The following is a 24,951-nucleotide window of genomic DNA, read 5'->3' on the forward strand; positions in this document are numbered from 1 at the left end:
ATTTCAACAAGCAAGCGGTTAAAAGAGAGTTCCTATTCAGACGGAAGTTCTCCGCTGAAACGTTGGCTTAGCGATAATCGCACAAGTCGACCAACTGCAGCGCTCCTTTTCAATCCGGGAGCGCTGCCCTTCTTGGCGCCTCTTAGCTTTCGACAGATTCATGCAGAACATACCATCGCCTGCAGGGTTGAGCACGATAGACGGAGGAAACCCGAATGGATCCGGTCAACGTCGCTGGCATCATGATTCTCCTTGGTATCGTTGCGATATTTGCCGTGACGTGGCTCGAGGCCTGAGGAGTAAATCAGGGACTGATCGTTTCCTGTTCCAGACCTGGATTCGTTAACGGAGGCCGTCCTCGGTTGGTCTCAGGATCTCCCTGTTATGCTATTCCCAACGCCCTTGGATGGCCACTCAGCTCTTAGCAGGTAACCTGCAGCTCTTGTGAGTACGCAGGCGCACGTGCCCTTGAAGGAGATCGGGAGGTGCTCCCTCTAGATCAATGACTTGGGTTGTTTCTGCAAAGTCCCTTGGAAAGTTTAATGCTAGAGAAAATGCAAAGAGGGAAACGGCGCAACTTGGCCACGGCGCTCGCTGCGGACCCCGTCAATTTCACTGGGCAGAACTCGGGAAATTTGCGACGACTGAGATGCAGCAGTGTGATCAACGCACATCTCAAATTGAGTCCGAGCCCCCCACAGTGGCGCAGCGGCTTATCCCATTCCGCGCGCACCTGCCGACGAATCGGTGCGGTGCGACGGTAGCGTCGCGGCTGCGGAGGCGGGCAGCCGATAGGCTTTCGCGGACCGAACGCCGTCGAAGAACTCGATGGGACGCCCGCCGGGGCTCGAGGGCGTCATCGGCATGGTCGGCAGCACCGCGCCCAGCCTACAGATGCTTCATCGCGGTTGCTCGTTCCGCATCAGGCCCTTGTAATATGCTCCTCTCTTAGGAAAGGAGTGGTTCGCCACCACCTTGGCCCTGAGAGAGTTCTTCTGGGTTGCAGAGTTCACGTTGTGGCCGATATTGATCGGCTCCGACGTGACCCCTCGATAGTAGCTGCCACCTGCGAGTGCTGCGACCGGTGCACTGAAGATTGCGGCGGCCAAGATGACTGATGGGATGGTCGCAAGCTTGGTCATCGTCTTTATGTGTGTGAATCGTTGGCAGACGTCCCCGCGCGGCTATGTAACCTGTCCAATCGGAGCCAGTGCGGATCCATGCTCTTCCTTCCGAGTCAGGGAAGCACAACAGGGCCATGGACAGGAAGCGCTGGACGGCCGGGCATTCGGGTACCTTGTGGAAGCGGCGTACCTCCTGTGGGATATCGGCGTCGGCCTTCGAGACGCGATTGCCGACGACCTTAAGTCCGGTCCGCTGACGCGTCGCCTTTGCGGACGCGGACTCGGAGACAGACGCGATCTGGGCGGTTTGTCCGACGACCAGGCTCTGCCCGCCCAAGGTTTGCGTTTTATCGACAAGCTTGTGAACGCCCTCTCGAAACCAAGAGCGCAGTCCCGATGTCTTGGGTCGCCGCGTGCTCGCGAATGCCCTGCAGCGCCGGCTCTGCGGGGCCGGCGACGTTTCCATCGCCGGCCCGGATTTTCTTAGGCTTTGATGAACTCGAGCAGATCCGCATTGATCACATCGGCATGCGTCGTTAGCATGCCGTGCGGATAACCCTTGTACACTTTCAGTGTACCGTTTTTCAGAAGCTTAACAGCGAGGCGCGCAGAACTGTCGATCGGCACGATCTGGTCGTCGTCTCCGTGCATCACCAGCGCCGGCACCTCGACCCTCTTGAGGTCCTCGGTGAAGTCGGTCTCTGAGAACGCCTTGATCCCGTCATAATGGGCCTTGGCACTGCCCATCATTCCCTGCCGCCACCAGTTCTGGATCACGCCGGTCGAGACCTGCGCACCGGGGCGGTTGAATCCATAGAAAGGTCCGCTCGGCAGATCGAGGAAGAACTGCGCGCGGTTTGCAGCGAGCTGAACGCGCAGACCATCGAACACCTCGATCGGAAGTCCGCCGGGGTAAGCTTCCGTCTTGAGCATGATCGGCGGCACCGCGCCGACCATGACAAGTTTGGCGACTCGTCCGGCACCGTGGCGAGCGACATAGGCCAGAGCCTCGCCGCCGCCGGTGGAGTGGCCGATGTGAATGGCATCGCGCAGATCGAGCTCAGTTGAAAGTGCGGCGACATCCGCTGCATAGTGCGCCATGTCATGGCCATCGCGGACCTGGGTCGAGCGACCGTGGCCGCGACGGTCGTGGGCAATGACGCGATAGCCCTTGCCCAGGAAATAGAGCATCTGCGCGTCCCAATCGTCGGAGGAAAGTGGCCAACCGTGGTGAAAGACGATCGGCTGCCCGGAGCCCCAGTCCTTGTAAAAGATTTCGACACCGTCCTCGGTCTTGATGAAATTTTGCGTCATGGAAGCCATTCCTTTTGCTTTGGTTCGAGATAGAGACTGCCGCCCGAAGCCTCCGGGGCGACCCCGATCAGGGGGAAACCGCGGATCAGAGCGTCGCTCTATAGTTCAGCGGCACCCAGTCGAACTTGTCGCTGTCCGTGCCGACATGGCCGATGCCAGGGAAACGCGTATGCGCGCCGGCAATGAGGTATCCCTCCTTGACCGCCTCGGCGAAGGCAGCATCGCGCGCGCTTGCAGCCGCGGCCGGGTTCTCGTCGAAGCCGATCGTCACGTCCGGCTCCTCGAACTGCACGACATCGCCGTGGGTGATGTCGCCCCAGAATACGAGCTTTTGGCCCTTGCTCTCCATGGCGACCGCGCTGTGGCCGGGGGTGTGGCCGGCACGCAGGACCGTTTTGAAGCCGGGCACCGGCTCAGCGTCGTCGGCAAAGGTCTTCAGCCTGCCGGAATCGCGGTAGGGTGAAAGCGCTTGCACGGCCATAGAAAAGAATTCCTTCTTTGCATCCGGCGCGGCGTCGCGGTTGGCGGAACTCAGCCAAAAATCGGCATCGCGCTGGTTGAGGTGAACAGTGGCATTGAGAAAGACGATCTTTTCCCCGGCAACGAGGCCGCCGAGGTGGTCCACATGGGCATGGGTGAGAATGATGTCGTCGATCTGCTCCGGCTGGTAGCCGGCGGCGACGAGGTTGGGAACGAGCTTGCCGAGCGCCGGGCCGAAGAAGCCTCCGGCACCGGCATCGATAAGCACCAGCCGCTCATTCGTGTTGACCAGAAAGGCATTGACCGAAAGTTCGACCGGCGAGTCGAGAAAAGCCTTTGCGAGTAGCGCTGCGACCTGATCCTTGGCACCGGCGTAGAGGGTCTCGGCGGGAAACTTCGCCGTTCCGTCGGAAAGCGCCGTGATCTCGAAGTCGCCCAGCATCATCCGGTAGTAGCCTGGAGCCTGGATCTTGACTTGCTGCGCCTTCGCGGCCGCGCCGGGCGGCGCAAGTGTCGTCATTGCTGTGGGGGCCAGCATGAGGGCGAGCGTTCCCTTAAGTACCGATCTGCGAGTGGTCATCGTTCTCTCTCTCCTAGGTTTACTGCGGACGATTGATCGACAAAAGGTGGCTCACGACCGGCGCTTCTGCACCTTTGTGAAAGCGGCGGACTTCTTGCTGGACATCGGCGTCGGCCTTAGAGACGCGCCGGTGCTGGCGAAGGTGCTCGGCCCAGGATTCGACCATGAACCATTCGACGATCCTCTCCGGATCGGCAGCGTCCTCGGTGACGCCCCAGCCATACGCCCCGTCGCGACGGCGTTCGTTCGAAAGCTTCGCCAGTGCCTTCAGGAAGTCCGGACGCTCGGTTTTGTCGACTTTATACTCGATGAGGATGAGGACAGGACCGCGGTCGTTGTCGACAAGTGCGGCGACCAACGGTTCGGGCCAATGGTTTGAGGCGATAAGATCGGACTCGCCCTTCGGCAGCTTGACGAAATGGAAGAAAAGTCCGGCTGCAGCAAGGCCAATGGCACTGATATTGAGAGTGAGCGGGATGTTCAGTGCCTCAGCGACAGCGCCCCAGGCGAGACTTCCCGCCGTCATCGCTCCGTTGAAGACGGTCAGATAGACGGCCAGCGAGCGGCCCCGCACCCAATTAGGCAGGATCGCCTGGGCCGCGCCGTTCAACGTCGTCAGCGCCGTGATCCAGGCAGCGCCGAGCGCAAGAAGTGCCACGATGGCTCCCCACCGCGGCGGGGCGACCGAGAGAATTGCCATGACTGCTGCGGTAACGACTGCGGCCCCCAGCAGAAGCGCGTCGGCGTCGAACCGTGTCCGCAGCCTCGGCAAGATCAGCGCTCCACCGATCGCTCCAGCTCCGACCGCGCCAAGAAGGATGCCATAAAAGCCCGCGTCCCCGTCGAGGAGATCACGCGCGACGAGTGGAAGAAGCGCCCAGACAGCACTGGCGAATGCAAAGAAGACAGCCGCGCGCAGGAGCACAACGTGCAGCTCGCGGCTGGCCTTCGCGAAGCGGAGTCCGGCGCGGAAGGCTCCGAAGAAGCGCTCCGAGAGGACATCGTCTGGAGTTGCGGCGCGTCTCCACCACGTGAGAGCCACGATCACGAAGACATAGCTGATGACGTCGACGCCGTAGGTGACGGCCGCGCCAAACCAGGCCAGCAACAGGCCACCGACCGCCGGACCGATCGAACGGGAAATGTTGATGCCGAGGGAGTTCAGGGCGACAGCGCTTTTGACGTCCTGTCTTGCCACAAGCTCAGGAACGATCGCCTGCCATGTGGGGGCCATCAGTGCCGCGCCGATGCCGCCTACGAAGGTGAGCGCAATTAGCGAGCTGACCGACTGAAGTCCGGTTGCAGACAAGAGCATAAGACAGATGCTGGCCGCCGCAAGGAGAAGCTGGATGACGATCAGGAACTTGCGGCGGTCGAGGATATCCGACAGCACGCCTGCTGGAATCGCCAGCAGGAAGATCGGAAGTGTCGCCGCGGCCTGCACCATCGCGACGGCAGCGGGCGCCGCCGACAGGTCGGTCACCAGCCAGGAACTGGCGACATCGCGGATGAAACTTCCGGTGTTCCCGACGATCGTGGCGATCCAGAGGACGGCGAAGACCTTCTGGCGTAGCGGCGCAAAGCCACTTGTCGGTGCCGTCACATCCGTCATAGCGCACGCATCTTTCCGGAAACGGTGCGCTCGTGCAGATCATGCCAGGCGACGAGGACGAACCCGCCGGCGAGGCCGAGATGCTCGAAGAAGCCGTTGGTCGCCATCATGCGCTCCATGCCGGACGGCAGCTCCCAGAAGCGAAACGCCAGGAAGGTCGCAGCCACTGTAAAGACTGCCAGGCAAAGTGCGGCCACCTTGCGGAAGATGCCGAGAAGGATGAGCGCCGACATGGCGAGTTCGAAGACGATGACGCCGACCGCGAACAGCGGAGCTGGCGTCAGGCCAAAATGGTTCATCTCCGCGATCGCGCCTTCGAAGTCATATATCTTCATCAGCGGCCCCTGGATGTAGGCCGAACACAGGGCCAGCAGCGCCAGGAAGCGGATCGGCGGAGAGGTAAGGAGCGGCCGCGCATAGGCCGCTCCGCGGGTCTCTTTCGAAATGGTCGTCATGAAACGGTCCTTCCTAAACGGCCCAGCAGGAGCAGCCGAGTGCGCCGAAGAAGCCCTTGAGGTCCGAAATCGGCAGCTTCGATGTCCACGCCCCGGCGTGGTCGTGGCCATGCACGTTGCAGCTGCTGGCGCAGCCGCAGGTGGCCATCGCAGTCCGCCGCAGAGAACGCTTGCCCGCGCCCTCGGGTTCTCCCCACGCCGCATAACCGCCAAACATGCGCACCGGAGACCAGTCCGGCATAGCCGGCGGAACGTCATTCTCGTTGAAATCGGCGAACGTGCCGGTCCCGTAGACGATCTTGCCGCCGACCATGGTAAGCTCGGACGTTATGAACGATATTTCGTCTTCCGGGCAGGCAAAGAAATCCTTGTCGGGCACGATCAGGTCGGCAAACTGACCCTTCTCGATCCGGCCCTTCTTGCCTTCCTCGTTGGAGAACCACGTGACGTTCTCGGTCCACATCCGAAGTGCCGTCTCGCGGTCGAGGCAATTGGCGCGCGGATAGAGCTGCATGCCGCCGAGCGTCTTTCCTGTAATCATCCACGAGAGCGAGACCCAGGGATTATAGGAGGCGACCCGGGTGGCATCGGTGCCGGCGGAGACGTGCACGCCTTTCTCCAGCATCTTTGCGATCGGCGGCGTTGCCTCGGCGGCCCCATGCCCGTATCGCTCGACGAAGTATTCCCCCTGATAGGCCATCCGGTGCTGGGTGGCGATGCCGCCGCCGAGCGCGGCGATGCGGTCTATAGATCGCTCAGAGATCGTTTCCGCATGGTCGAAGAACCAGTTGAGCCCCTCAAGCGGCATGTCCTGATTGACCTTCTCGAACACGTCGAGCGCCCGTGAGATGGTCTCGTCGTACGTAGCGTGCATGCGCCAGGGCCAGCGGTTCTCAGCTAGCACACGCACGACCTCCTCAAGGTCGCCTTCCATCTCCGGCGGCATGTCCGGGCGTGGCTGGCGGAAATCCTCGAAGTCGGCGGCGGAGAACACCAGCATCTCGCCGGCACCATTGTGGCGGAAGTAGTCGTCGCCCTGCTTGTACTTCACAGAAGAAGTCCAGTTGAGGAAGTCCTGCTTCTCCTCCTTGGGCTTCTGGGTGAAGAGATTGTAGGCAAGACGAACAGTCATCTGCCCATCGTCGGCGAGCTTCTGGATGACCGCGTAGTCATCCGGATAGTTCTGGTAGCCGCCGCCCGCGTCGATGACTCCGGTGACGCCGAGGCGGTTGAGCTCGCGCATGAAGTGGCGGGTCGAGTTGACCTGGTACTCGAAGGGCAGTTTCGGCCCCTTCGCGAGCGTCGAATAGAGGATGGCGGCGTTGGGTTTCGCGAGCAGCATGCCAGTAGGATTGCCGCTGGCGTCGCGGATGATCTCGCCGCCCGGCGGGTTCGGCGTGTCCTTCGTATAGCCGACGGCGCGCAGCGCGGCACCATTGAGCAGGGCGCGGTCATAGAGATGCAGCAGGAAGACTGGCGTGTCCGGCGCGACGGCGTTGATCTCGTCAATTGTCGGCAGGCGCTTTTCGACGAACTGGTGCTCGGTGAAGCCGCCGACCGCCCGGACCCATTGCGGCGGTGGTGTGATCGCCACCTGACGTTTCAGCATGTCCATCGCATCGGCGAGAGAGCGCACCCCGTCCCAGCGCAGCTCCATATTGTAGTTGAGACCGCCGCGGACGACATGCGTGTGATTGTCGATCAGTCCAGGCAGGACGCGCTTGCCCTTCAGGTCGATCACCTTCGTCTCCGGTCCGGCAAGCGCCATGATGTCCCTGTCGTCGCCAACGGCGAGGAACTTGCCGTCCCGAATAGCGATGGCCGTGGCGTTCGGGTTCGTCCGGTCCAGCGTGGTCACCAGACCATGGTGCAGGATCAGATCGGCACTCATTGGCTTGTCTCCTGAGGTCGAAACGGGATCGGCGGCGCGCGCCGGTGAAAACAGGTTAGGGAGCGCCAGGGCGGACGCTGCACCCAGAAAACCGCGGCGGGTCGGCATTAGCTGATCTCCCGTGCAGACGGCTCGTCGCGCGCAGCAACAGGATTATGTGCGGCACCGGTCGGCAGTTCCCCGAAAACATGCGGGATGCAGTGACTATTGAACCAAGAAATGTTGACCGGATTGCCGGACATCAGGCGCTTGACCAGTGGCACTGCCTGTTCGCCGACGAGGATCCCTAATAGCCCCACCAACGCGATCACCGGCGGAGCCGGGGAGCGGACGTTGAGCAGGCTGTAGATGACACCCACGAGTAGCCCGGCCCCGAGTGAAAGGAGATACATCTTCATCGTCATTCCCTTTAACATTGGTCGTCGCCACTCCGCCCGCTGGAGGCGGCCGGAGTGGCGCTCGGCTGAGCAACCCCAGTGAAGGTCAGTGGCCTTCGGAAGCGCCGAACATGGTCTTGGCGTAGATGATACCGAGGCCGTAGGCGCCGCCGAATTTTTTGGCGATGCCGGTGGTCATGTCGTAGGTGTCGGTGCGTGCCCAATCGCGCTGCAGCTCGAGCATGTATTGGAGCGAGGTCATCGGACGGACTCCGGCTTGCACCATGCGGTCCATGGCGCGCTCATGCGCCTCGTCCGACACGTCGCCACAGGCATCGGCAATGACGTAGGCTTCGAAGCCCTGATCGAGCGCTGACAGGGTCGGGCCGACGATGCAGACGGAGGTCCAAAGGCCGCAGAAGACGAGGCGCTTCTTTCCGATTCGGTTGACCTCCTCGATCACCGCTGCGTCTTCCCAGGTATTCATGGAGGTGCGGTCGAGAAGCGGCTGTTCGGGGAAGGCATCGGTGATCTCCGCGAACATTGGGCCGGAGAAGCTCTTTTCCGCGACTGTCGTCAGGATCGTCGGGACACCGAAGCCGGCAGCCGCGCTCGCGACCAGCGCCGCGTTGTTGCGCAGTTGCACAGCGTCGATCGACTTTGTGGCAAAGGACATTTGCGACTGGAAGTCGATCATGATCAGGGCGTGATCCTTGGGCGAAACGAGAAGTTTCCCGGGGGTCGGTGTCGCGGTCATGGTAGTGGCCTCTTCGGTTGGTTGCTGATGTCCGACACCATGGCGAGGACGACTGCCCATTTCTTGTAACGGATGAGGGACTTTTGAACTTTTTGATCGCCACCAAACGCGCGACCTACGAATTGATGAGAGATCACTTGCTGCAGTTGAACCAGTAAGAGAGGTATCAACCGTACCGTCGCATAGCGCACTCCCGGCCTTCCCAAGGCTCCCTGACTGGAACCGCGCTTTCTTTTTCAAGCGCTCAACTGCCGGCTTCGTCTCCAGGCCCCGGGGGTGGCGCCCATCGCCTGTACGAAGGCACGTGTGAAGTGGCTCTGGTCGGAGAAGCCGCATACGCTGGCGATCTCACTCAACTGCGTTTGTGAGAACTGCAGCAGATCCACGGCCTTTTCGATGCGTTGCTGCTGCAGCCATCGATGCGGCGTCTTCCCCATCGTTTCGCGGAAGGCCCGAAGAAAAGTGGCCTGCGACAGATTGCAGGCCGAAGCGAGCTGTTCGACGGTCAGCTCACCATTCAGCTGGCTTTGGACGAGGTCCTTGATCCTGGCTTGGCAACGTGAGGAAAGCCGGCGCCCGCTGGCCGCCACGTTGCCGCGACCGTTGCCGTATTGCTGAACAACATGAACCCCAATTGCGATCGAGAGCTGGTCAACAAACAAGGCGCTCCTGTCGGCGCTCCCGTCCACTGTCGCAAACAAGGCGCCCAGCATGCCACCAAGCACAGGATCTGCGTGGGCGGCAACCGGGCGCAACTCGCTGACACTTCTCAAGTCCGCCGCGTCGGCTATCCGCTCGAGCGCGTTATGATTGATTTCGAGCAGCATGAAGTCGAAGGAGCCGCTGAGGTCAGCACAATAATCATCGGCGAAATTCCGCAGGTAGACCGCATTTTGCTCAAAATCATGAACAGTCGAATGGTGCTCTTTGATGATCCGCCGACTGTGTCCGCCTGCTGCGGAGAGACCGAGCAGATATCCGCGTCCGGTCGCTGGTGTCGTGACTCTGCCGGGCGGCGCCGAAGCCGACCTCTTGCGATGGAACGACATGTCACGGCCCTCGATCGTTCGGTCATCGTCGAGCCTGTCCATGGAGCAGCCGAGACTGTCATGTCTTTTGGTTGCTGCGATGGAAGAGACGTCCGTCATGCCTTGGGTCCCGTATTTTGAGCTTACCTGTAGCGAAAACCTCTCGACCACAAACATCGGCATAGGACCGAGGCCCTGTGCGATCGTAGTTTCAAGAGGCAGCCTCCACTCAGGTGCGCGGAGTCGCCCTCAATCGCCGCATCATCGCCGCGACCGGGATAACGATCTTGTACGAAATTCACGCGTTTTGAACGATGTGAGCCAATGGAGGCGATTAGACCATTAGCGGATCCAAGGCCACGGCGAACGTCCTGTTCTTTCGTCTGAAGCGTGCCGGTGTGTCGCCAGTCAGACTTGTGAAGACCCTGGTCATGTGGCTCTGATCGGCGAAGCCGCAATTGATCGAGACCTCAGCAATCGACAGGTCCAACAACAACATTTCCTTGACCCGCGCGACCCGGTACTCGGTCAGCCACTTTGAAGGGGTGCGCCCAAAGCTCTCCTTGAAAGCCTTGTTGAAATAGCTGCGCGATAATCCGCAGCGAGAAGCCAGATCTCCAATCGAGAACGGTTTGTTGAAATGGGAAGCCAAAAAGTCCGTAGCGAGTCTTTCCTGCCAAGGCGACAGAGTCCCTTTTTTGTCCACGGGGAAGTGCAGCCCGCCATAGGTTTGACTGAGGTGCGCCAACATGGCGAGATTGATCTGCTCCAGAAACAGAGGATTGGCCTTGTTAGGATCGTCGAGCGATGGCAGCAATGCCTGGGCAAGGCCGTGCATGACCGGATCTATGCGCCCCTGGACACAAGCGAGCGCCATATATTCGCTACGGCCCACCTCTTCCGCGAAGGCACGCATGCGGGAAAACGGAATGTGGAAGCGGATATTGTCGAACGGCGAGAGATGATGGCACTGCCACTGGTCGCGTAGGTCGGTGATTGCCAGCGACGCCTTTGCGTGTCCGCCCTCGTAAACCAATTGGCCACGTCGCCATAGCCGATGGGTATCGAAGTCACGAAGCTGAACAATAACGCCAAATGCGTCTGTGCAGGGGATGGCCGGTGCGACGTCCAGATCAAACCGATCGGAATAGGTCCTCGTAACGTTGATATCGCCGGCAGCAATCGACTTGACGATCGGGCCCGGCACACGACCTGCGGCGTTCAATGCTTCGTGCAGGGCCATCGACGTGGTCTCCCGATTTCTGGCTAGGCGCGATACACCGTTGTTTCGGATCCTACAATAGTCCAGGGTTCGATTGCGGTGCTACAATAGTCCAAAGTTGGAATGCGGAGCGGCCCTCATTCGCACACGAAACCGAAACCCCTGTCAATGCAGCCAACGCGCCCGCCAGGCTGCCGGGGTGGTACCCGCCACTCGACGGAAAACCTTGGTAAAATGATCCTCGTCGGTGAAGCCGCACCGGGTGGCGATCTCTGCAAGTGTCAAAGAACGCTCGCCGAGGTACTGCTTGGCACGTGCTGTTCGATAGCCCAGTAGCCACCGTTGCGGCGTCTGGCCCGTTACGCGTTTGAAGCTTTCGACAAAGCGACGGATGGAAACACCAGCCGCCGAAGCTGCTGCCGCCATTGGGAATTGATCGGCAAAATGGTCGATCATGAAGTTCTTGGCTGCCCTCTCCTGCCAAACAGTGAATTGAGTTGAACGGGGCCCCCCCTGACCGCCATGATCGCCGTAAGCGTGGAGCAAGTGGGCACAAATGGCGATGGCAATGTGCTGTAAGACCGCAGTGTGGGAATTTCCTTGCCGCTCGAACAGCGGCAGAAGAGCCGCTCCGAGATTGCGCAACACATCGTCGTCTTCGCCGCGACGGCATCTAAGCGTGGTTGCTCTTGGGGCAGCCGAGAACTCGCTTACTTCCCGAATGAGCTCTCGCGGCAGTTGGAAGGCGAGGGAATCGAGATCGCTGAACAGCCGGATGCAGGCGCCATGAGCGAGATCGACGAGGCAAACGGAGCCCTGCCGGAAGCGGAGAGTCTCGCTCTCGGTGCCATCGGGAGCAACGTCGCAATGATACGCATCCTTGAGGTACAGCATCAGAAAGTATGCTGAATCGGGCGGCAAGGATACCAAGCGGTTGGCCTCCCCGTTGAGCCGCCATTCCAGGCGCGTCACGGAAAACCCGGCGTCCCGAACCGGTCGAGCCGGGAGGCACGGAGCATACGGCAGCCCAAAATGTGCGCCGACGCCCTCTTCCGTTCCGGTCCTTTGACTCATTCGCGCCTCCAAACAAATCTGCTTTTCTGTTGCGAGAGGTCCGGTAGCGACCGGCCGAGGGACCGTATTCGCGATTCGGAAGACCCAAAAGATCTCGACAACAGAAGGGCCGCATATAGGCCGTTCAAGTCCGATTCAAAGGAAGCATGCCTGAGGGCGTCGTCAAATTCTTGTAACATATGCTCGCCTTTTGCCGGAAAGGACGCCTTCGACGCGAAAAGAGGACTTGAGTTCGCCTTTTCTTCACAGCGGGCGCGTATGGGTAACATATCTTTCGAAGAAGTCCGAGAATCTCGCAACGCGCATCGGCAGTTTCTCGTAGGGCGGATAGTACAATGTCAGCCAGAGCTCCGGAGGCTCCCACTCGGCAAGGACCTGCTTCAGCGCGCCGCGCGCTAGCGCATCGCCGACGATGAAATGCGGCAGCAGGGCTAAGCCCTGCCCGTCTTCCACCAGTTTGGCAATTAACTCGCCGTTGTTCGCCGCCAGCACTTTGCCGGCCAACGCCTTGCGGGTGCGCCCACCGTTCGTCAGCTCCCAAGTCTCGGAGATCGCCTCCTCGTCGTAGGCGATACAGCCATGTCGACTGAGATCATCGGGCGTCTCAGGTGTTCCAAAAATGGCGAGATAGCCTGGGGAGGCGACAAGGATGCGCCGCACGCGACACACTTTGCGCCATATTGTCGACCTGTCGCGCGGCGCCTCCGAAACTCTCAATGCGAGATCGAAACGCTCGGACACGATGTCGATGAAGCGATCGGTTAGAGACAGCGAAACGCTTACCTGCGGATGTTCGGCCCGAAACCCCGAGACGATGTCCGGCAGCAGTTGTTGGCCGAGTGAAAGCGGCGCATTGATGCGGATGAGCCCGGCCACGTGCCCTTGCTCTTCGCGCAGGTCGTCCCTCACTTGGTCGAACTGCCTGATCAGTGGCTCTACGCGCGCCGCGTAGACGGCGCCGGCCGACGTCAGTGAAACCTGACGTGTGGTGCGCAGCAGGAGCTGCACTCCCAGGCTCTGCTCCAGCGCACTGACGGCGCGGGTCACGGTCGGCGGTGTCATCGACAACTGTCGCGCCGCCGCGGTGAAGCTGCGCTGCTGCGCTACGGCCAAGAAAACCCGGATATCGCTTAGATCGCCCATGCTATTTTATTGCAATTTTCGCAACAAATTTGTCAATATTATTGCTGTTCACTTTCGTGAGGACCTGAGCGATTTTCTCTCCGGATCAGGCGAAACACGCTAGCCGAGGGAACTTGCCATGCTCACAAAGATCAAAGGCCTTCATCATCTCACGTCGATGGGCGCCAGCACCCAGGAGAACAGCGACTTGCCAAGGCGCTCGGCCACGCCGCGTAAAGAAGCCTGTGAATTTCGACGCGGAGGTCTATCACCTCTATTACAGCGACGACATCGGCACGCCTGGCTCGGTGATGACCTATTTTCCGTTTCCGCATGTCGCCAAGGCACGTCCGGGTGCCGAATTGGGAGAGATTTCTTTCGCCATCGCCGAGGACACGCTTGGCTACTGGAAAGAAAGACTCGCTTCTTACGATGTGGCCGGACTTTCGGAGCTCGAACTCTGGGACGAGAAGCGCCTTCGCTTCAGGGTTCCCCGACGGGGATGCCTTTTCGCTGGTCGCAATCGATGGCTTCCGCGCTCCGGTTCGGCAGCACAGAGGTCGACCCGGACAAGGCGATCACGGGCTTCCACCGGACAAGTCTGCCTCTAAAGGATGCCGGTGCAACGCGCGAGCTAATCAGCTTCATGGGTTACCAGGAGGTGGATCGCAAAGGCGACTGGTCGAGCTTCGCCATCAGCGGCGGCAACGGCGCCGACGTCATCACTCTGGAAACAGTTCCCAACGCCGATCTCGCCGCCTCGGCGCGGGCTCGGTGCATCACATCGCCTTCGCCGTGGACGATCGGGCGGCTCAGCTCGAGGTTCGCAAGGCCTGATGGACACCGGCTATCAGGTAACGCCTGTCATAGACCGTGACTACTTCTGGGCGCTCTACCTCCCCACGCCCCAGGGCGTGTTGTCCGAGATCGCGACCAACGAGCCGGGGTTTGACCGCGATGAAGACACCGCACACCTCTGTGGGGCCGTGAAGCTTCCCACGCGCTACGAGCCTTATCGCGACCAGATCTCACGCCGTCTAAAACCGATCAAAGACTAACCAACTTCGGGGCCGCGGCAGCTCGCGTCCAGCCCGACGGAGAAGACCACGATGACGATCTCATCCTATCAGACGCTGATAAAAGCGCCCGGACCCAACGCGCCCATCGTCTTCGCTTTTCATGGGACGGGCGGAGACGAGCATCAGTTCGCCGAGCTGGCCAGGCAAATCCTGCCGGATGCCGGAGTTATTTCGCCGAGAGGGGACGTGTCGGAATTTGGCGCGCTGCGCTTCTTTCGTCGGACGAGCGAAGGCTCCTACGACATGGAGGACCTGACCTTGCGAACAGAAAAGATGGCCAGATTCATTGCCGCCCACAAAGCAGCAAATCCGGGGCGGCCAATATACGGGCTCGGCTATTCGAACGGGGCAACCATCCTTGCGTCCGTTTTGTTCAAGAATGCCGGCCTTTTCGACCGAGCTGCCCTGCTGCATCCACTCATTCCATGGATCCCCCCGAACAGCGAGCAGTTGAAAGATCGACCAATCCTGATCACCGCGGGGCAACGCGACCCGATCTGCCCGCTCCCTCTCTCAGAGCGGCTGGCCGACTATTTCGCGGCACAGAAGGCCCGCGTTGAGGCATGTTACCATTCCGGCGGACATGAGATCCGACCGGAGGAATTGGAAGCATTGCACACGTTCCTGACGTAATAGACGCGCTTTCCGATGTCGCTGGTGCTCGCCGGAGCCGGGGCAGGCCTCGAGTTCATGTATTTTCACGGCCATGCTGGTGAAGATCTGGCAAAACACGCAAAGCAATCAGGGTTCGGCTCTGGTCGACCGCTTGCGTCCGGGTCCCTGCACGGCGAACAATTGCGCGAGTAGAATGGCGGCTCGTCGATGTCGGCGTCTAAACGGAGCGGTCTCACAGTTCCAACTGTGAACGCAGCGCTGGACCAGCTACAGAACCTTGGAATCGTCGAAGAAGCCCCGGCGACGCCGAGGCCGGGTGTTCGTTTATCGCGCGTACATGGACGTTCTCAGCGACAGCGCGGGCAGCTAGCATTGAGCGTGCATACAGCTGGTGGGCTCCAATCGCTTCAAGCACTAAAAGGGAACAAGCCAGGCGCGAGGCTCGTGGCGAACGGCTGCCATCGCCTGAGTTTGCGCCTCTCTCGCCCGAAGCGGAGCCAGTCAAGATCTTTGTCACCAACTGCCAAGCGGGTGTAGCGCGCTTCCCACCCAGGGAGGTCTCCATGAAAGCAATGCCGTTTAAGGATACTAACCGGCAGGCGCTTCGGGTAGCGTGCACATCAGGATTAGGAGGGCACATGGGTCTGTCAGATATTTTCGGTCGTGTGGTCGCGCTGATCGGCGCTGCGGCTATCCTTTTGCGGCGCCAGGACAGCGATTCTCTGGAACCAGCTTATGGCAGGACCCCGAAAATCCCGAAAGCCAAGCCGCAGGGTATTCCGACACTGAAGATGCCGACAGCCAAGGGATGGGCCGCGGAGCAGATGCCTACTGCGGCGGCCGGGCTCAAGGTGAACGCATTTGCGGCCGGGCTCAAACATCCCCGGTGGATTCATGTGCTGCCGAATGGCGACGTGCTGGTCGCTGAGGCACTGAGCGAGCCGGGGGGCATCAAATCCGCCTTCGACTACGCCATGTTCAGCACGATGAAGCGCGCGGCCGCCGTGGGCGCAAGTCCAAATCGCATCACGCTGTTGCGTGATGCCGATGGCGACGGCGTGGCCGAAGTGCGCCCGGTATTTCTCGACGGACTCCGTCAGCCGTTCGGCATGGCGTTGCTGGGCGATACGCTGTACGTCTGCAACACAGATGGGGTGGTTGCGTTCCCGTATAGAACGGGCGACACGCGTATCAGCACGACCGGACGAAAGCTGGCTGACCTCAAGGCCGGCGGGCATTGGACGCGAAGTCTGCTTGCGAGTCGCGATGGACAAAAGCTTTTTATCGGCGTCGGTTCGCTCAGCAACATAGGCGAGCGCGGCATGGCGGTCGAGGAAGCACGGGCCGCTATCCACGAGCTTGACCTCAAGAGTGGTGAGCACCGCATATTTGCCTCCGGCTTGCGCAACCCCGTGGGCATGGCGTGGGAGCCAACAACAGGTGCACTCTGGACGGTGGTTAATGAGCGCGATGGCTTGGGCGACGAGACGCCTCCCGACTATCTGACATCGGTGCGCGACGGCGGCTTCTATGGATGGCCCTATTGCTATTGGGGGCAGATCGTCGACGACCGGGTGCCTCAGGAACCGGCGATGGTCGCAACCGCTATAACACCGGACTATGCCTTGGGTGGACACACTGCATCACTTGGTCTTTGCTGGCTTCCCGCAGGCATTCTGCCCGGCTTTTCGGAGGGCATGGTCATCGGCCAGCATGGTTCCTGGAACCGCAGCACGCTGAGCGGCTACAAGGTTGTCTTCGTGCCATTCGTGAATGGACGCCCGGCCGGGCCGGCGCGTGACATTCTGACGGGTTTCCTTTCACCCGACGAGCGAGCGTCCTATGGACGGCCGGTTGGAGTTGCCATCGGCCCTGACGGCTCCCTGTTGGTGGCGGACGATGTCGGCGATGTGATCTGGCGCGTGACGGGCGAGGCGGAGCGCGGCTGAATGCACAACGGTGCCGCACGCCGCACCGATATGGATTGCACGCTACCGCGAAGTTCTGTTGAGCTGTCGCGCACCTATCACCGGCGGATAGGTCGCTGGTTGGCCGATTAACGACACCGCTTGGAATGTCCGGGTACTGCCCCAAAGCCGCTCTTCGCGTCTGCGTTCCCAATCTCGGAGGCCGTAAAGGCTCAGCCGAGAGCGTGACTTGCCAAGCCGTAGAGGTTCGACCCTGGTACCACGTCGGCGCGGCCTTTGCCCCGACGCGACATTGCGAGCACCGTATCGAAGACGGCCAGGCCGGACTGGGAGAGAAATGTCGCGAATGGGCCGGTCTCGACCGGGGTGTCCAGCCTCAGAAACTGGTTTTCGTGTGCGGCGACATGCCGTCGGATCACTGCGAGGGCGTCGGCATCAGAGTCTGCAACGACCGGGCCGATAACATGGCCCCTGCCAAAAGGACGACAAAGCGCGAAAGCCTCCAGCCGACCGCCACGAAATAGGCCGTAACCGACCGATTGCGCGAAGAGTTTGCCGATCAGAGCCGTCCGCGAAACGCCGAATGCCCCTGCATCCAGCTCAGCGACGGCGGCAAGGTCCTCGCCTTCCAGTCGCCTGACCGGTGGCTGCTCCGTCGTTGCGGTCGAGTCGGCCTGGCGGACGACGCCCTGGCATTGGTATATGGTCCGCATGGGCTGGAAATCGAGCGAATGATAGAGCCGGCGGGAGGCCCTCGTTGCATTGAGTCTGAGATTGCGTCCGCAGCAATCCCAAAGCACGTGTTCCATGAGCCAGCGTGCGGTGCCGTTTGACTGCAGACGCGGGGAAGTGATCACCATGCCTATGGTGGCGAAATCGTCGCCATGTGGGAACCACATGGCCGAACCTGTTAGCCTGCCAATGTCATCGTGTGCGACATAGCCGCGGCCGCAGTCGCGCAGAAACTGCAAGTCCTCGGAGCGGAGAGGCCAACCGACGGAAACGGACAAGGCATGCAACTGCTCGAGATTGGCGCTCTCAATTGTAGCCACGTGCATTTTGAAGCTGTCGATCAACTTGGATTCGGATGCCGGTGCGTCCACCACTTGCCTCCCTGCCATTGCTTTTGCTTTCGTCTCGTCTTCACCAATTCAGTTCCGGCCAGGCAACGGCGAAAGCTTTTCAATTGTTCACAATAAAGCCCGCCGCTCGACAGGTTTCGCTCGAGAGCGCATTGCGCGCACAACAATCCTCCGAATTCGATGCGCTTTCGGCATGTAAATCGTTCGCAGGCTTCTAAGCTATCTAGAAGAAGCGAGATAGCGGTCGCTTGCCCGTCATCTCATGCATGGCGACGCGATACAAACCTTTCGTTGCGGACGCATGATCGACGGCAGATATTGACAAGCCGGGCATGTTGCGAGGACACCAATGCAGGCAGCGGAAATACTAGGGAAGCTCGTCGGCTTTCGCTCCGTCGTGGGGCTGCCTAACAACGACGTCGTGTCCTGGATCCGCGGCTATTTGGAAAGCCACGGCATCGCAGTGGATGTCCTTCCCGGTCCGGAGGGCGATCGGTCCAACATCTTCGCCACCATCGGGCCAAAAGAGGCGCGTGGCTATATTATCTCCGGCCATATGGACGTCGTTCCGGCGGCGGAGACCGGCTGGACGAGCGATCCCTTCCGCCTTCGCGTCGAGGCGGACCGGCTCTATGGCCGCGGCACCACCGACATGAAGGGTTTCCTTGCGGCCGTTCTCGCAGCCGTTCCGAAGCTTGCGGCAATGCCGCTTCGTCGGCCGCTGCACCTCGCCTTGTCCTATGATGAGGAGGCAGGCTGCCGCGGCGTACCACACATGATCGCACGCCTGCCGGAACTTTGCCGCCAGCCGCTCGGCGCGATCATCGGCGAGCCGACCGGCATGCGCGCGATCCGTGCCCACAAGGGCAAGGCGGCGGCACGGCTGACGGTCAGGGGGCGTTCCGGGCATTCTTCGCGCCCGGATCAGGGGCTGAATGCGATACACGGCGTAGCAGGCGTGCTGACCCAGGCGGTCGCGGAAGCCGACCGGCTGGTCGGCGGGCCCTTCGAGCATGTCTTCGAACCGCCCTACTCCTCCCTCCAGATCGGAACGGTAAAGGGCGGTCAGGCGGTCAACATCATTCCGGACAGCTGCGAGGTCGAGTTCGAGGCCCGAGCGATTTCCGGCGTCGACCCGGCAGAGCTGCTGGCGCCGGTGCGAAAGACCGCCGAGGCGTTGACGACACTAGGCTTCGAGGTGGAGTGGAAGGAACTCAGTGCCTATCCGGCGCTTTCGCTTGAACCTCACGCTCCGCTGGCGGCCCTGCTCGAGGAGTTGACTGGCCGCGAAGCTCTCCCCGCCGTCAGCTACGGCACCGAGGCGGGCCTTTTCCAACGGGCCGGCATCGACGCGATCATCTGCGGCCCCGGTGACATTGGGCGCGCCCACAAGCCAGACGAATACATCCTCATCGATGAGCTCATGGCATGTCGGGCGATGGTCGAGGCGCTCGGCGCCCGCTGCACAGCGTAAGGAGACGCGCCATGGCCTTCCTCTTCAACTCCGATGCGAAGCGCGGCGCGATTTTCGCCGAAACATTCGCGCGCGAGCTGCCCGACATTCCTTTTGCCGTGGATCCCGCAGCGGTGGATCCCGATGCCGTGCGGTACCTGATCACCTGGACGGTGCCGGACAATCTCGCACGCTATCGAAGCCTCGAAATCCTCTTCTCGATCGGCGCCGGCGTCGACCAGTTCCGCATCGAGGCGGTGCCGCCGCATGTGCGGGTAGTGCGCATGGTCGAGGACGGCATCGTTCGGATGATGCAGGAATATGTGACACTTGCCGTGCTCGCGCATCACCGCAACCTGCCGGCCTATCTCGAGCAGCAGCAAGGCGAAAATTGGGAGGCCATTGCCCCGGTCCAGGCGGTCGAACGCCGCGTCGGCGTGCTCGGGCTCGGCATGCTCGGAACTGCGGTACTCGATCGGCTGAAGCCTTTCGGCTTTCCGCTCTCCGGCTGGAGCCGCAGCCCGCATGAAATCGAAGGCGTGAGGTGCCTAAGCGGCCGGAACGGTCTCGACACTTTGCTGGGCTCGACCGACATTCTCGTCTGCCTCCTGCCGCTCACCGACGAGACGCGCGGCTTCCTTAATGCCCAACTCTTTGCTCGGCTCCCGGCCGGTGCAGCACTCGTCCATGTCGGCCGCGGCCCTCAACTCGATCACGACGCACTTGTCGAGGGACTCGATAAAGGCCATCTCTCCGGCGCCATGGTCGATGTGACCGACCCCGAACCGCTTCCTTCTGGTCATCGCTTCTGGACCCACCCGAAGATCCTGCTGACGCCGCACATCGCGAGCGTCACCCAGCCGGAAACCGCCGCCAGAGCCGTGATCGAGAATATCAAACGGCACCGGCAAGGTCTCGAGCCGATCGGGCTGGTCGACCGTCGCCGCGGCTACTGAGGCGCGTCGAACCAGATCGAAGCCATATGCCGGTTGTCCTGTACCCGCTGGGCGGCATGCATCAAGTTCTAAACCCAGGAAAGGAAAACCATGTCGCTCTTGAAAACCATCGAGACCAACCCTTCTTTCGCGCCGCGCGAGTCCAGCCCGCTCCCCGAACGTCTGATCTCCGGCAATCCTGCCTTCAAGACCTGGGCACAGGACGTCGCACGCGGGGAAATGATCCACACCGGCGTCTGGGAAGCGTCCCCCGGCGAGACGCGCTCGGTCAAGGGGGAGACCTTCGAGTTCTGCCATATTCTCTCCGGAGTCGTCGAACTCACGCCGGAAAACGGGAAGCCGGTCGTTTACAAGAGCGGCGACAGCTTCGTCATGAAGCCGGGCTTCGTCGGCATCTGGAAGACAATCGAGACGGTCCGCAAGATCTACGTGACCGTGATGTGACGCCGAGGCCGCGCGACCCGGTCGCCTCAGAGGTCGCGCAAGAGCATTCTCTCTACCTTCATGCTGAAGATGGCACGCTCTCTGGTTCTCGGGCGTGCCATCACCGACCGAGCCGTCTCCGCTTGACTATCTGACGTCTGTCCGCCGCCCTCCTCGGATCGCCTCCCACACCTTGCCGACGCGTCGCACGGCAGGCGCCATAATGACCGCCGAAGATTTGGTTGTCGTGCCGCCAAAAACGTAATTTTCCACCGTGCCGGCATCGCCAGTCGATGCATGCTGCTCGCGGTCCTCCAGTAGCTTTGAGTTCAAGCCGATACCGAGGATACGCGATGACACTCAGCTTTGATCCAGACACACTTCCCCTGCCCGTCGGCCACTTCATCGACGGTCGGCTGGTGCCGGCCGAAGGCATCATCGACATGCATCGCCCCTCCGATGGCAAGCCTTATGCAGGCTGCCCGCTTGCGGATGAGGTGCTCGTCGATCGCGCCGTCGAAACCGCCAAGAAGGCGCTCAAGGCGAGCAACTGGAGCGGCGTGCGGCCGCGCGAGCGAACAGTCGTGCTGCAGCGCTGGGCAGACCTGATCGAAAGCGAGGCGGAAACCCTCGCCAAGCTCGAGGCGCTTTCTTCAACCCGGCCCGTTGGTCATCTCGTCGCCGGCGACATTGCGGTCAGCGCCGAACAGATCCGTTTCTTCGCCGAATTCGCCGACAAGGAGGGAAGCGATCTCGTGCCAACCGACGACAGCAATCTCGGCATGATCATGACCGAGCCCTTTGGCGTCGTCGGTGCCATCACGCCCTGGAACTTTCCCGTTTCCATGGCCGCCTGGAAGCTCGGCCCCGCACTCGCGGCAGGCAATGCGGTGGTGCTGAAACCCTCGGAAATGACGCCGTTCTCGACTGTCTACCTTGCGGAGCTCGCGATCCGGGCCGGTCTGCCGGCCGGCCTCATCAACGTCGTTCTGGGCGACGGCCCCGTCACCGGCACGGCCATGACCGGACACCCGGATATCGCTAAGGTGAGCTTCACCGGCTCGACCGGCGCGGGGACCGCTATCATGGCCAACGTCGCCCGCACCGGCATCAAGCCGATGACGCTGGAACTCGGGGGAAAAAGCCCACAACTGGTCTTCGCCGATGCCGATCTTGACAAGGCGGCGGCGGCGATCGCGCAGAGCATGCTTTCGAATGCCGGCCAGGCCTGCGTCGCTGGCTCCCGGCTGATCGTCGAAGAATGCATTGCCGCTCCCCTCGCCGAAGCGATCGTCACGCGCATGGAGGCTGCGAAGCCGGGCCCGACCTGGGACGAGACGAGCGAATACTCGCCCATCATCTCGAAGCGCCAGTTGAACCGCATCCACGGCATCGTCGAGGCGGCCGTCGAGGCGGGCGGCGAATGCCTGTTCGGTGGCGCCCAAATGGATGCGCCGGGCTATTTCTATCAGCCGACGCTGATGGCCGTACGCGACAGCTCCTCGCCGGCGATTACCGAGGAAATCTTCGGCCCGGTGCTCACCATGCAGACCTTCGCCGACGAAGAGGAGGCGCTCGCGCTCGCCGATCACCCGATCTACGGCCTTGCCGCCGGCCTCTTCACCCGCGACCTGTCGCGCGCCCTGGGGCTGACGCGAAGACTCCAGGCGGGAACCGTCTGGGTCAACCGCTACAGCCGCTCTCGCGACCACATCCTGCCGACCGGCGGCTACAAGCGCTCCGGCATCGGCAAGGATCTTGGCCGCGAGGCTTACCACGCCAACCGCAAGAGCAAGAGCGTGCTCATCAGCCTCTAGGGAAAAGCAATGAAATCCTATTCGATCGCACTCATCCCCGGCGACGGAATCGGCCAGGACGTGACGGATGCCGCCTGGCAGGTCCTTTCCACCGTCGCCAGGCATTCCGGCTTCACGTTAACCGGTACGTCTTTTCCCTGGTCCTGCGCCTTCTATAAGGAGACCGGCGCGATGATGCCGGCGGACGGCATCGAAGCGCTGCGCCCTTTCGACGCCATCCTGCTCGGCTCTGTCGGCTGGCCCGCGGAGGTGCCGGATTCCATCTCGCTGCACGGCCTGCTGCTGCCAATCCGCAAGGCCTTCGTGCAATATGCGAATATCCGGCCGCATAGACTGCTGTCGGGCGTCGAAGGACCGCTGAAGGCGAGCGACTTCGATATCCTCTGCGTCCGCGAGAATACCGAGGGCGAATATTCCGGCGCCGGCGGTCGCGTCCATCAGGGCACGGCGGACGAGGTGGCGGTCGAGACCTCAATCTTCACCCGCGCGGGTGTCGAACGGATCCTGCGCTTCGCCTTCGAGCAGGCACGTCAGCGACGCGGCAAGCTCGCCTCGGTGACCAAATCGAACGCCCAGAAACACTCGATGGTGTTCTGGGATGAGGTCACGCGACAGCTCGCTGCCGAGTATCCGGACGTCGAGGTGACGAGCTATCACATTGATGCCATGGCCGCGCGCGTCGTGATGGCGCCCGAAAGCCTCGATGTCGTTGTCGCCTCGAACCTCTTCGGAGACATCCTCACCGATCTCGGCGCCGCCATACAGGGCGGTTTGGGCTTTGCCGCTTCCGCCAACATCAATCCGGACAGAAGCGCCCCCTCCATGTTCGAGCCGGTGCACGGTTCGGCCCCGGATATCGCCCATCTCGGCATCGCCAACCCCATCGCCGCCATCTGGTCCGGCGCGATGATGCTCGAGCATCTTGGAGAAAGAGAGGCCGCGGGGATGATCATGGCCGCGCTCGAACGCACGACCATCCGCGGCATCGGCACCGTTCCGGGAAAAGATAGGACCCGATCCATCACCGCGGCAGTGCTCGCCGCGCTCGACTGATCGCAAGAGGGATAAACACAGGAGGGATAAACACATGAGATTGAAGGACAGGGAACTCTTCCGGCAATTGGGCCTGATCGGCGGTGAGTGGATCGCCGGAGCTTCGGGCGAGGTCGTCGACGTCATCGATCCTGCGAACCAGGCCGTTCTCGGCACCGTGCCCGACATGGGAACGGCCGAAACCCGCGCGGCCATCGAAGCGGCCAATGCCGCCTTCGGGCCTTGGAAGAAGAAAACGCACGCCGAACGCGCCGCCGTGCTCGAGCGCTGGCACGCGCTGATGATCGAAAACCTCGAAGATCTGGCGGTGCTCGTGACGATGGAACAGGGCAAGCCGCTCGAGGAGGCGCGTGGCGAGATCCGCTACGGCGCCGCCTTTGTCAAATGGTTCGCGGAAGAATCCCGCCGCATCGGCGGCCACACCATTCCCTCCCCGACGTCGGACCGCCGCATCGTCGTGCTGAAGGAAGCGGTCGGCGTCTGCGCCGTCGTCACGCCGTGGAATTTCCCCAACGCGATGATCACCCGGAAGGTCGCCCCGGCGCTCGCCGCCGGCTGCACGGTGGTCATCAAGCCCTCGGAGTTCACGCCCTTCTCGGCGCTCGCCCTCGGCGTGCTCGCCGAGCGCGCCGGCATTCCGGCCGGTGTCGTCAATATCGTCACGGGCATGCCGACGGCGATTGGTAACGAGTTCATGACGAACGAGACGGTACGCAAGATCTCCTTCACCGGCTCGACCCGCGTCGGTTCGCTGCTGATGCGCGGCGCTGCAGACAGCGTCAAGCGGCTCTCGCTCGAACTCGGCGGCAATGCCCCCTTCATCGTTTTCGACGACGCCAATCTCGATCTTGCGGTGGAAGGCGCGATCGCGTCGAAGTTCCGCAATGGCGGGCAGACCTGCGTCTGCGCCAACCGAATTCTCGTGCAGGCCGGCGTCTATGACGCCTTCGCCGAGAAGCTCGGCGCCCGCGTCAACGCGATGAAGGTAGGCCCGGGGACGGAGCCCGGCATCGCAATTGGCCCGATGATCAATGAGGCTGCGATCGACAAGATCGACCGCCACGTCGAAGACGCGATTGCCAAGGGCGCAAAGCTGGCGGCGCGTGGCAGGTCGGTGCCGGGGGGCCGGCAATATACGGCCCCGATTGTGCTCACCGGCGCCACCACGGACATGCTGCTCGCCAGCGAGGAAACCTTCGGTCCCGTTGCCCCGCTCTTCCGCTTCGAGACCGAAGACGAGGCGATCGCCATCGCCAACGGCACGCCCTTTGGGCTGGCCGCTTATTTCTACACCGAAGGCCTGAAGCGCTCCTGGCGGGTGGCGGAAGCGCTGGAGTTTGGCATGATCGGCCTCAACACCGGCGCCATCTCGACCGAAGTCGCGCCCTTCGGCGGCGTCAAGCAATCCGGCCTCGGACGCGAGGGCGCCCAGGTCGGCATCGAGGAATATCTCGAGATGAAGAGCTTCCATATCGGCGGGCTGGACTAAGGTCCCTAGGGTCTTGGGTC

General features: G+C 61.6%; 21 protein-coding genes and 2 pseudogenes. 10 read left to right on the plus strand and 13 right to left on the minus strand.

The genetic code is table 11. The annotated features are described in order from the left end of the window. Positions 1–899: 899 nt before the first annotated feature. The 12 genes from M1D43_RS29010 to M1D43_RS29065 form a co-directional block, all read right to left on the minus strand. The gene (locus tag M1D43_RS29010; RefSeq protein ID WP_027988828.1) at positions 900–1,142 is read right to left on the minus strand and encodes a hypothetical protein; all 243 of its coding nucleotides are present in this window, start codon (positions 1,140–1,142) and stop codon (positions 900–902) included. A 465-nt stretch (positions 1,143–1,607) separates the two neighbouring features. Further along, positions 1,608–2,447, minus strand: a complete 840-nt coding sequence (locus M1D43_RS29015) for an alpha/beta fold hydrolase (protein WP_498814579.1) — start codon at positions 2,445–2,447, stop codon at positions 1,608–1,610. Positions 2,448–2,523: 76 nt separating this feature from the next. Further along, positions 2,524–3,498: an MBL fold metallo-hydrolase gene (locus M1D43_RS29020; RefSeq protein WP_127672517.1), complete on the minus strand. Its 975-nt coding sequence runs from the start codon at positions 3,496–3,498 to the stop codon at positions 2,524–2,526. Positions 3,499–3,517: 19 nt separating this feature from the next. Continuing rightward, a complete protein-coding gene (locus tag M1D43_RS29025) occupies positions 3,518–5,110 on the minus strand; it encodes an MFS transporter (RefSeq protein ID WP_027988831.1) in 1,593 nt (530 codons plus the stop codon). Further along, positions 5,107–5,565: a DoxX family protein gene (locus M1D43_RS29030; protein WP_127672515.1), complete on the minus strand. Its 459-nt coding sequence runs from the start codon at positions 5,563–5,565 to the stop codon at positions 5,107–5,109. Before M1D43_RS29030 ends, M1D43_RS29025 begins: the two co-directional genes overlap by 4 nt. A 13-nt stretch (positions 5,566–5,578) precedes the next feature. After that, positions 5,579–7,564 carry an amidohydrolase gene (locus M1D43_RS29035; protein ID WP_017264867.1) on the minus strand — a complete coding sequence of 662 codons (1,986 nt, stop codon included), beginning with the start codon at positions 7,562–7,564 and terminating at the stop codon, positions 5,579–5,581. Beyond that, positions 7,564–7,854: a XapX domain-containing protein gene (locus M1D43_RS29040; RefSeq protein WP_014990228.1), complete on the minus strand. Its 291-nt coding sequence runs from the start codon at positions 7,852–7,854 to the stop codon at positions 7,564–7,566. The genes M1D43_RS29035 and M1D43_RS29040 overlap by 1 nt, the downstream gene beginning before the upstream one ends. Before the next feature lie 85 nt (positions 7,855–7,939). Next, a complete protein-coding gene (locus M1D43_RS29045; protein WP_010967961.1) occupies positions 7,940–8,590 on the minus strand; it encodes a hydrolase in 651 nt (216 codons plus the stop codon). A 236-nt stretch (positions 8,591–8,826) separates the two neighbouring features. Next, positions 8,827–9,738 carry a helix-turn-helix domain-containing protein gene (locus tag M1D43_RS29050; RefSeq protein ID WP_010967962.1) on the minus strand — a complete coding sequence of 304 codons (912 nt, stop codon included), beginning with the start codon at positions 9,736–9,738 and terminating at the stop codon, positions 8,827–8,829. Positions 9,739–9,952: 214 nt separating this feature from the next. After that, positions 9,953–10,861, minus strand: a complete 909-nt coding sequence (locus tag M1D43_RS29055; RefSeq protein WP_015242064.1) for a helix-turn-helix domain-containing protein — start codon at positions 10,859–10,861, stop codon at positions 9,953–9,955. Between the two features lie 144 nt (positions 10,862–11,005). Next, positions 11,006–11,914, minus strand: coding sequence for a helix-turn-helix domain-containing protein (locus M1D43_RS29060; protein ID WP_027988832.1), 909 nt, complete (start codon positions 11,912–11,914; stop codon positions 11,006–11,008). 243 nt (positions 11,915–12,157) lie between these two features. Next, positions 12,158–13,057 (minus strand): LysR family transcriptional regulator, encoded by a 900-nt coding sequence (locus M1D43_RS29065; RefSeq protein WP_318853691.1) that lies wholly within the window; start codon positions 13,055–13,057, stop codon positions 12,158–12,160. A gap of 118 nt (positions 13,058–13,175) precedes the next feature. Here M1D43_RS29065 and M1D43_RS29070 point away from each other — a divergent pair. The 4 genes and pseudogenes from M1D43_RS29070 to M1D43_RS29085 all read left to right on the plus strand — a co-directional run bounded on the left by M1D43_RS29070 (position 13,176) and on the right by M1D43_RS29085 (position 16,679). Continuing rightward, positions 13,176–14,094, plus strand: a pseudogene (locus M1D43_RS29070) (VOC family protein). 51 nt (positions 14,095–14,145) lie between these two features. Then, positions 14,146–14,748, plus strand: coding sequence for an alpha/beta hydrolase (locus tag M1D43_RS29075; protein WP_015242061.1), 603 nt, complete (start codon positions 14,146–14,148; stop codon positions 14,746–14,748). A 183-nt stretch (positions 14,749–14,931) separates the two neighbouring features. Then, positions 14,932–15,100: pseudogene (locus tag M1D43_RS29080) on the plus strand (Fic family protein); the annotation flags it as partial. A gap of 268 nt (positions 15,101–15,368) precedes the next feature. Beyond that, positions 15,369–16,679, plus strand: coding sequence for a PQQ-dependent sugar dehydrogenase (locus tag M1D43_RS29085; RefSeq protein ID WP_027988833.1), 1,311 nt, complete (start codon positions 15,369–15,371; stop codon positions 16,677–16,679). A gap of 191 nt (positions 16,680–16,870) precedes the next feature. Here the strand turns inward: M1D43_RS29085 and M1D43_RS29090 are convergent, their stop codons facing one another. Next, on the minus strand, positions 16,871–17,761 hold the full coding sequence (locus M1D43_RS29090) for a GNAT family N-acetyltransferase (protein ID WP_164822773.1): 891 nt from the start codon (positions 17,759–17,761) through the stop codon (positions 16,871–16,873). Positions 17,762–18,089: 328 nt separating this feature from the next. Between M1D43_RS29090 and argE the strand changes: the two genes are divergently transcribed. The 6 genes from argE (at position 18,090) to M1D43_RS29120 (ending at position 24,931) form a co-directional block, all read left to right on the plus strand. Further along, positions 18,090–19,214, plus strand: a complete 1,125-nt coding sequence (gene argE, locus M1D43_RS29095; RefSeq protein WP_017264872.1) for an acetylornithine deacetylase — start codon at positions 18,090–18,092, stop codon at positions 19,212–19,214. An 11-nt stretch (positions 19,215–19,225) separates the two neighbouring features. Continuing rightward, on the plus strand, positions 19,226–20,149 hold the full coding sequence (locus M1D43_RS29100; protein ID WP_015242057.1) for a 2-hydroxyacid dehydrogenase: 924 nt from the start codon (positions 19,226–19,228) through the stop codon (positions 20,147–20,149). Positions 20,150–20,239: 90 nt separating this feature from the next. Then, positions 20,240–20,593: a cupin domain-containing protein gene (locus M1D43_RS29105; protein ID WP_014990237.1), complete on the plus strand. Its 354-nt coding sequence runs from the start codon at positions 20,240–20,242 to the stop codon at positions 20,591–20,593. A gap of 332 nt (positions 20,594–20,925) precedes the next feature. Next, a complete protein-coding gene (locus M1D43_RS29110) occupies positions 20,926–22,389 on the plus strand; it encodes an aldehyde dehydrogenase family protein (RefSeq protein WP_017264873.1) in 1,464 nt (487 codons plus the stop codon). A 9-nt stretch (positions 22,390–22,398) separates the two neighbouring features. Beyond that, complete coding sequence (locus M1D43_RS29115) at positions 22,399–23,442, plus strand: tartrate dehydrogenase (RefSeq protein WP_013845665.1); 1,044 nt, start codon at positions 22,399–22,401, stop codon at positions 23,440–23,442. Positions 23,443–23,476: 34 nt separating this feature from the next. Continuing rightward, a complete protein-coding gene (locus tag M1D43_RS29120; protein WP_027988834.1) occupies positions 23,477–24,931 on the plus strand; it encodes an NAD-dependent succinate-semialdehyde dehydrogenase in 1,455 nt (484 codons plus the stop codon). Positions 24,932–24,951: the final 20 nt, after the last annotated feature.

The sequence above is a fragment of the Ensifer sp. R1-3 genome (assembly GCF_056739175.1).

Coding starts and splice junctions, on each gene's coding strand:
- M1D43_RS29050 (WP_010967962.1), bottom strand. CDS start 9,738: ATGACGGACGTCTCTTCCATCGCAGCAACCAAAAGACATGACAGTCTC.
- M1D43_RS29120 (WP_027988834.1), top strand. CDS start 23,477: ATGAGATTGAAGGACAGGGAACTCTTCCGGCAATTGGGCCTGATCGGC.
- M1D43_RS29025 (WP_027988831.1), bottom strand. CDS start 5,110: ATGACGGATGTGACGGCACCGACAAGTGGCTTTGCGCCGCTACGCCAG.
- M1D43_RS29010 (WP_027988828.1), bottom strand. CDS start 1,142: ATGACCAAGCTTGCGACCATCCCATCAGTCATCTTGGCCGCCGCAATC.
- M1D43_RS29065 (WP_318853691.1), bottom strand. CDS start 13,057: ATGGGCGATCTAAGCGATATCCGGGTTTTCTTGGCCGTAGCGCAGCAG.
- argE (WP_017264872.1), top strand. CDS start 18,090: ATGCAGGCAGCGGAAATACTAGGGAAGCTCGTCGGCTTTCGCTCCGTC.
- M1D43_RS29105 (WP_014990237.1), top strand. CDS start 20,240: ATGTCGCTCTTGAAAACCATCGAGACCAACCCTTCTTTCGCGCCGCGC.
- M1D43_RS29030 (WP_127672515.1), bottom strand. CDS start 5,565: ATGACGACCATTTCGAAAGAGACCCGCGGAGCGGCCTATGCGCGGCCG.
- M1D43_RS29040 (WP_014990228.1), bottom strand. CDS start 7,854: ATGAAGATGTATCTCCTTTCACTCGGGGCCGGGCTACTCGTGGGTGTC.
- M1D43_RS29110 (WP_017264873.1), top strand. CDS start 20,926: ATGACACTCAGCTTTGATCCAGACACACTTCCCCTGCCCGTCGGCCAC.
- M1D43_RS29055 (WP_015242064.1), bottom strand. CDS start 10,861: ATGGCCCTGCACGAAGCATTGAACGCCGCAGGTCGTGTGCCGGGCCCG.
- M1D43_RS29035 (WP_017264867.1), bottom strand. CDS start 7,564: ATGCCGACCCGCCGCGGTTTTCTGGGTGCAGCGTCCGCCCTGGCGCTC.
- M1D43_RS29060 (WP_027988832.1), bottom strand. CDS start 11,914: ATGAGTCAAAGGACCGGAACGGAAGAGGGCGTCGGCGCACATTTTGGG.
- M1D43_RS29075 (WP_015242061.1), top strand. CDS start 14,146: ATGACGATCTCATCCTATCAGACGCTGATAAAAGCGCCCGGACCCAAC.
- M1D43_RS29100 (WP_015242057.1), top strand. CDS start 19,226: ATGGCCTTCCTCTTCAACTCCGATGCGAAGCGCGGCGCGATTTTCGCC.
- M1D43_RS29085 (WP_027988833.1), top strand. CDS start 15,369: ATGGGTCTGTCAGATATTTTCGGTCGTGTGGTCGCGCTGATCGGCGCT.
- M1D43_RS29045 (WP_010967961.1), bottom strand. CDS start 8,590: ATGACCGCGACACCGACCCCCGGGAAACTTCTCGTTTCGCCCAAGGAT.
- M1D43_RS29015 (WP_498814579.1), bottom strand. CDS start 2,447: ATGGCTTCCATGACGCAAAATTTCATCAAGACCGAGGACGGTGTCGAA.
- M1D43_RS29115 (WP_013845665.1), top strand. CDS start 22,399: ATGAAATCCTATTCGATCGCACTCATCCCCGGCGACGGAATCGGCCAG.
- M1D43_RS29020 (WP_127672517.1), bottom strand. CDS start 3,498: ATGACCACTCGCAGATCGGTACTTAAGGGAACGCTCGCCCTCATGCTG.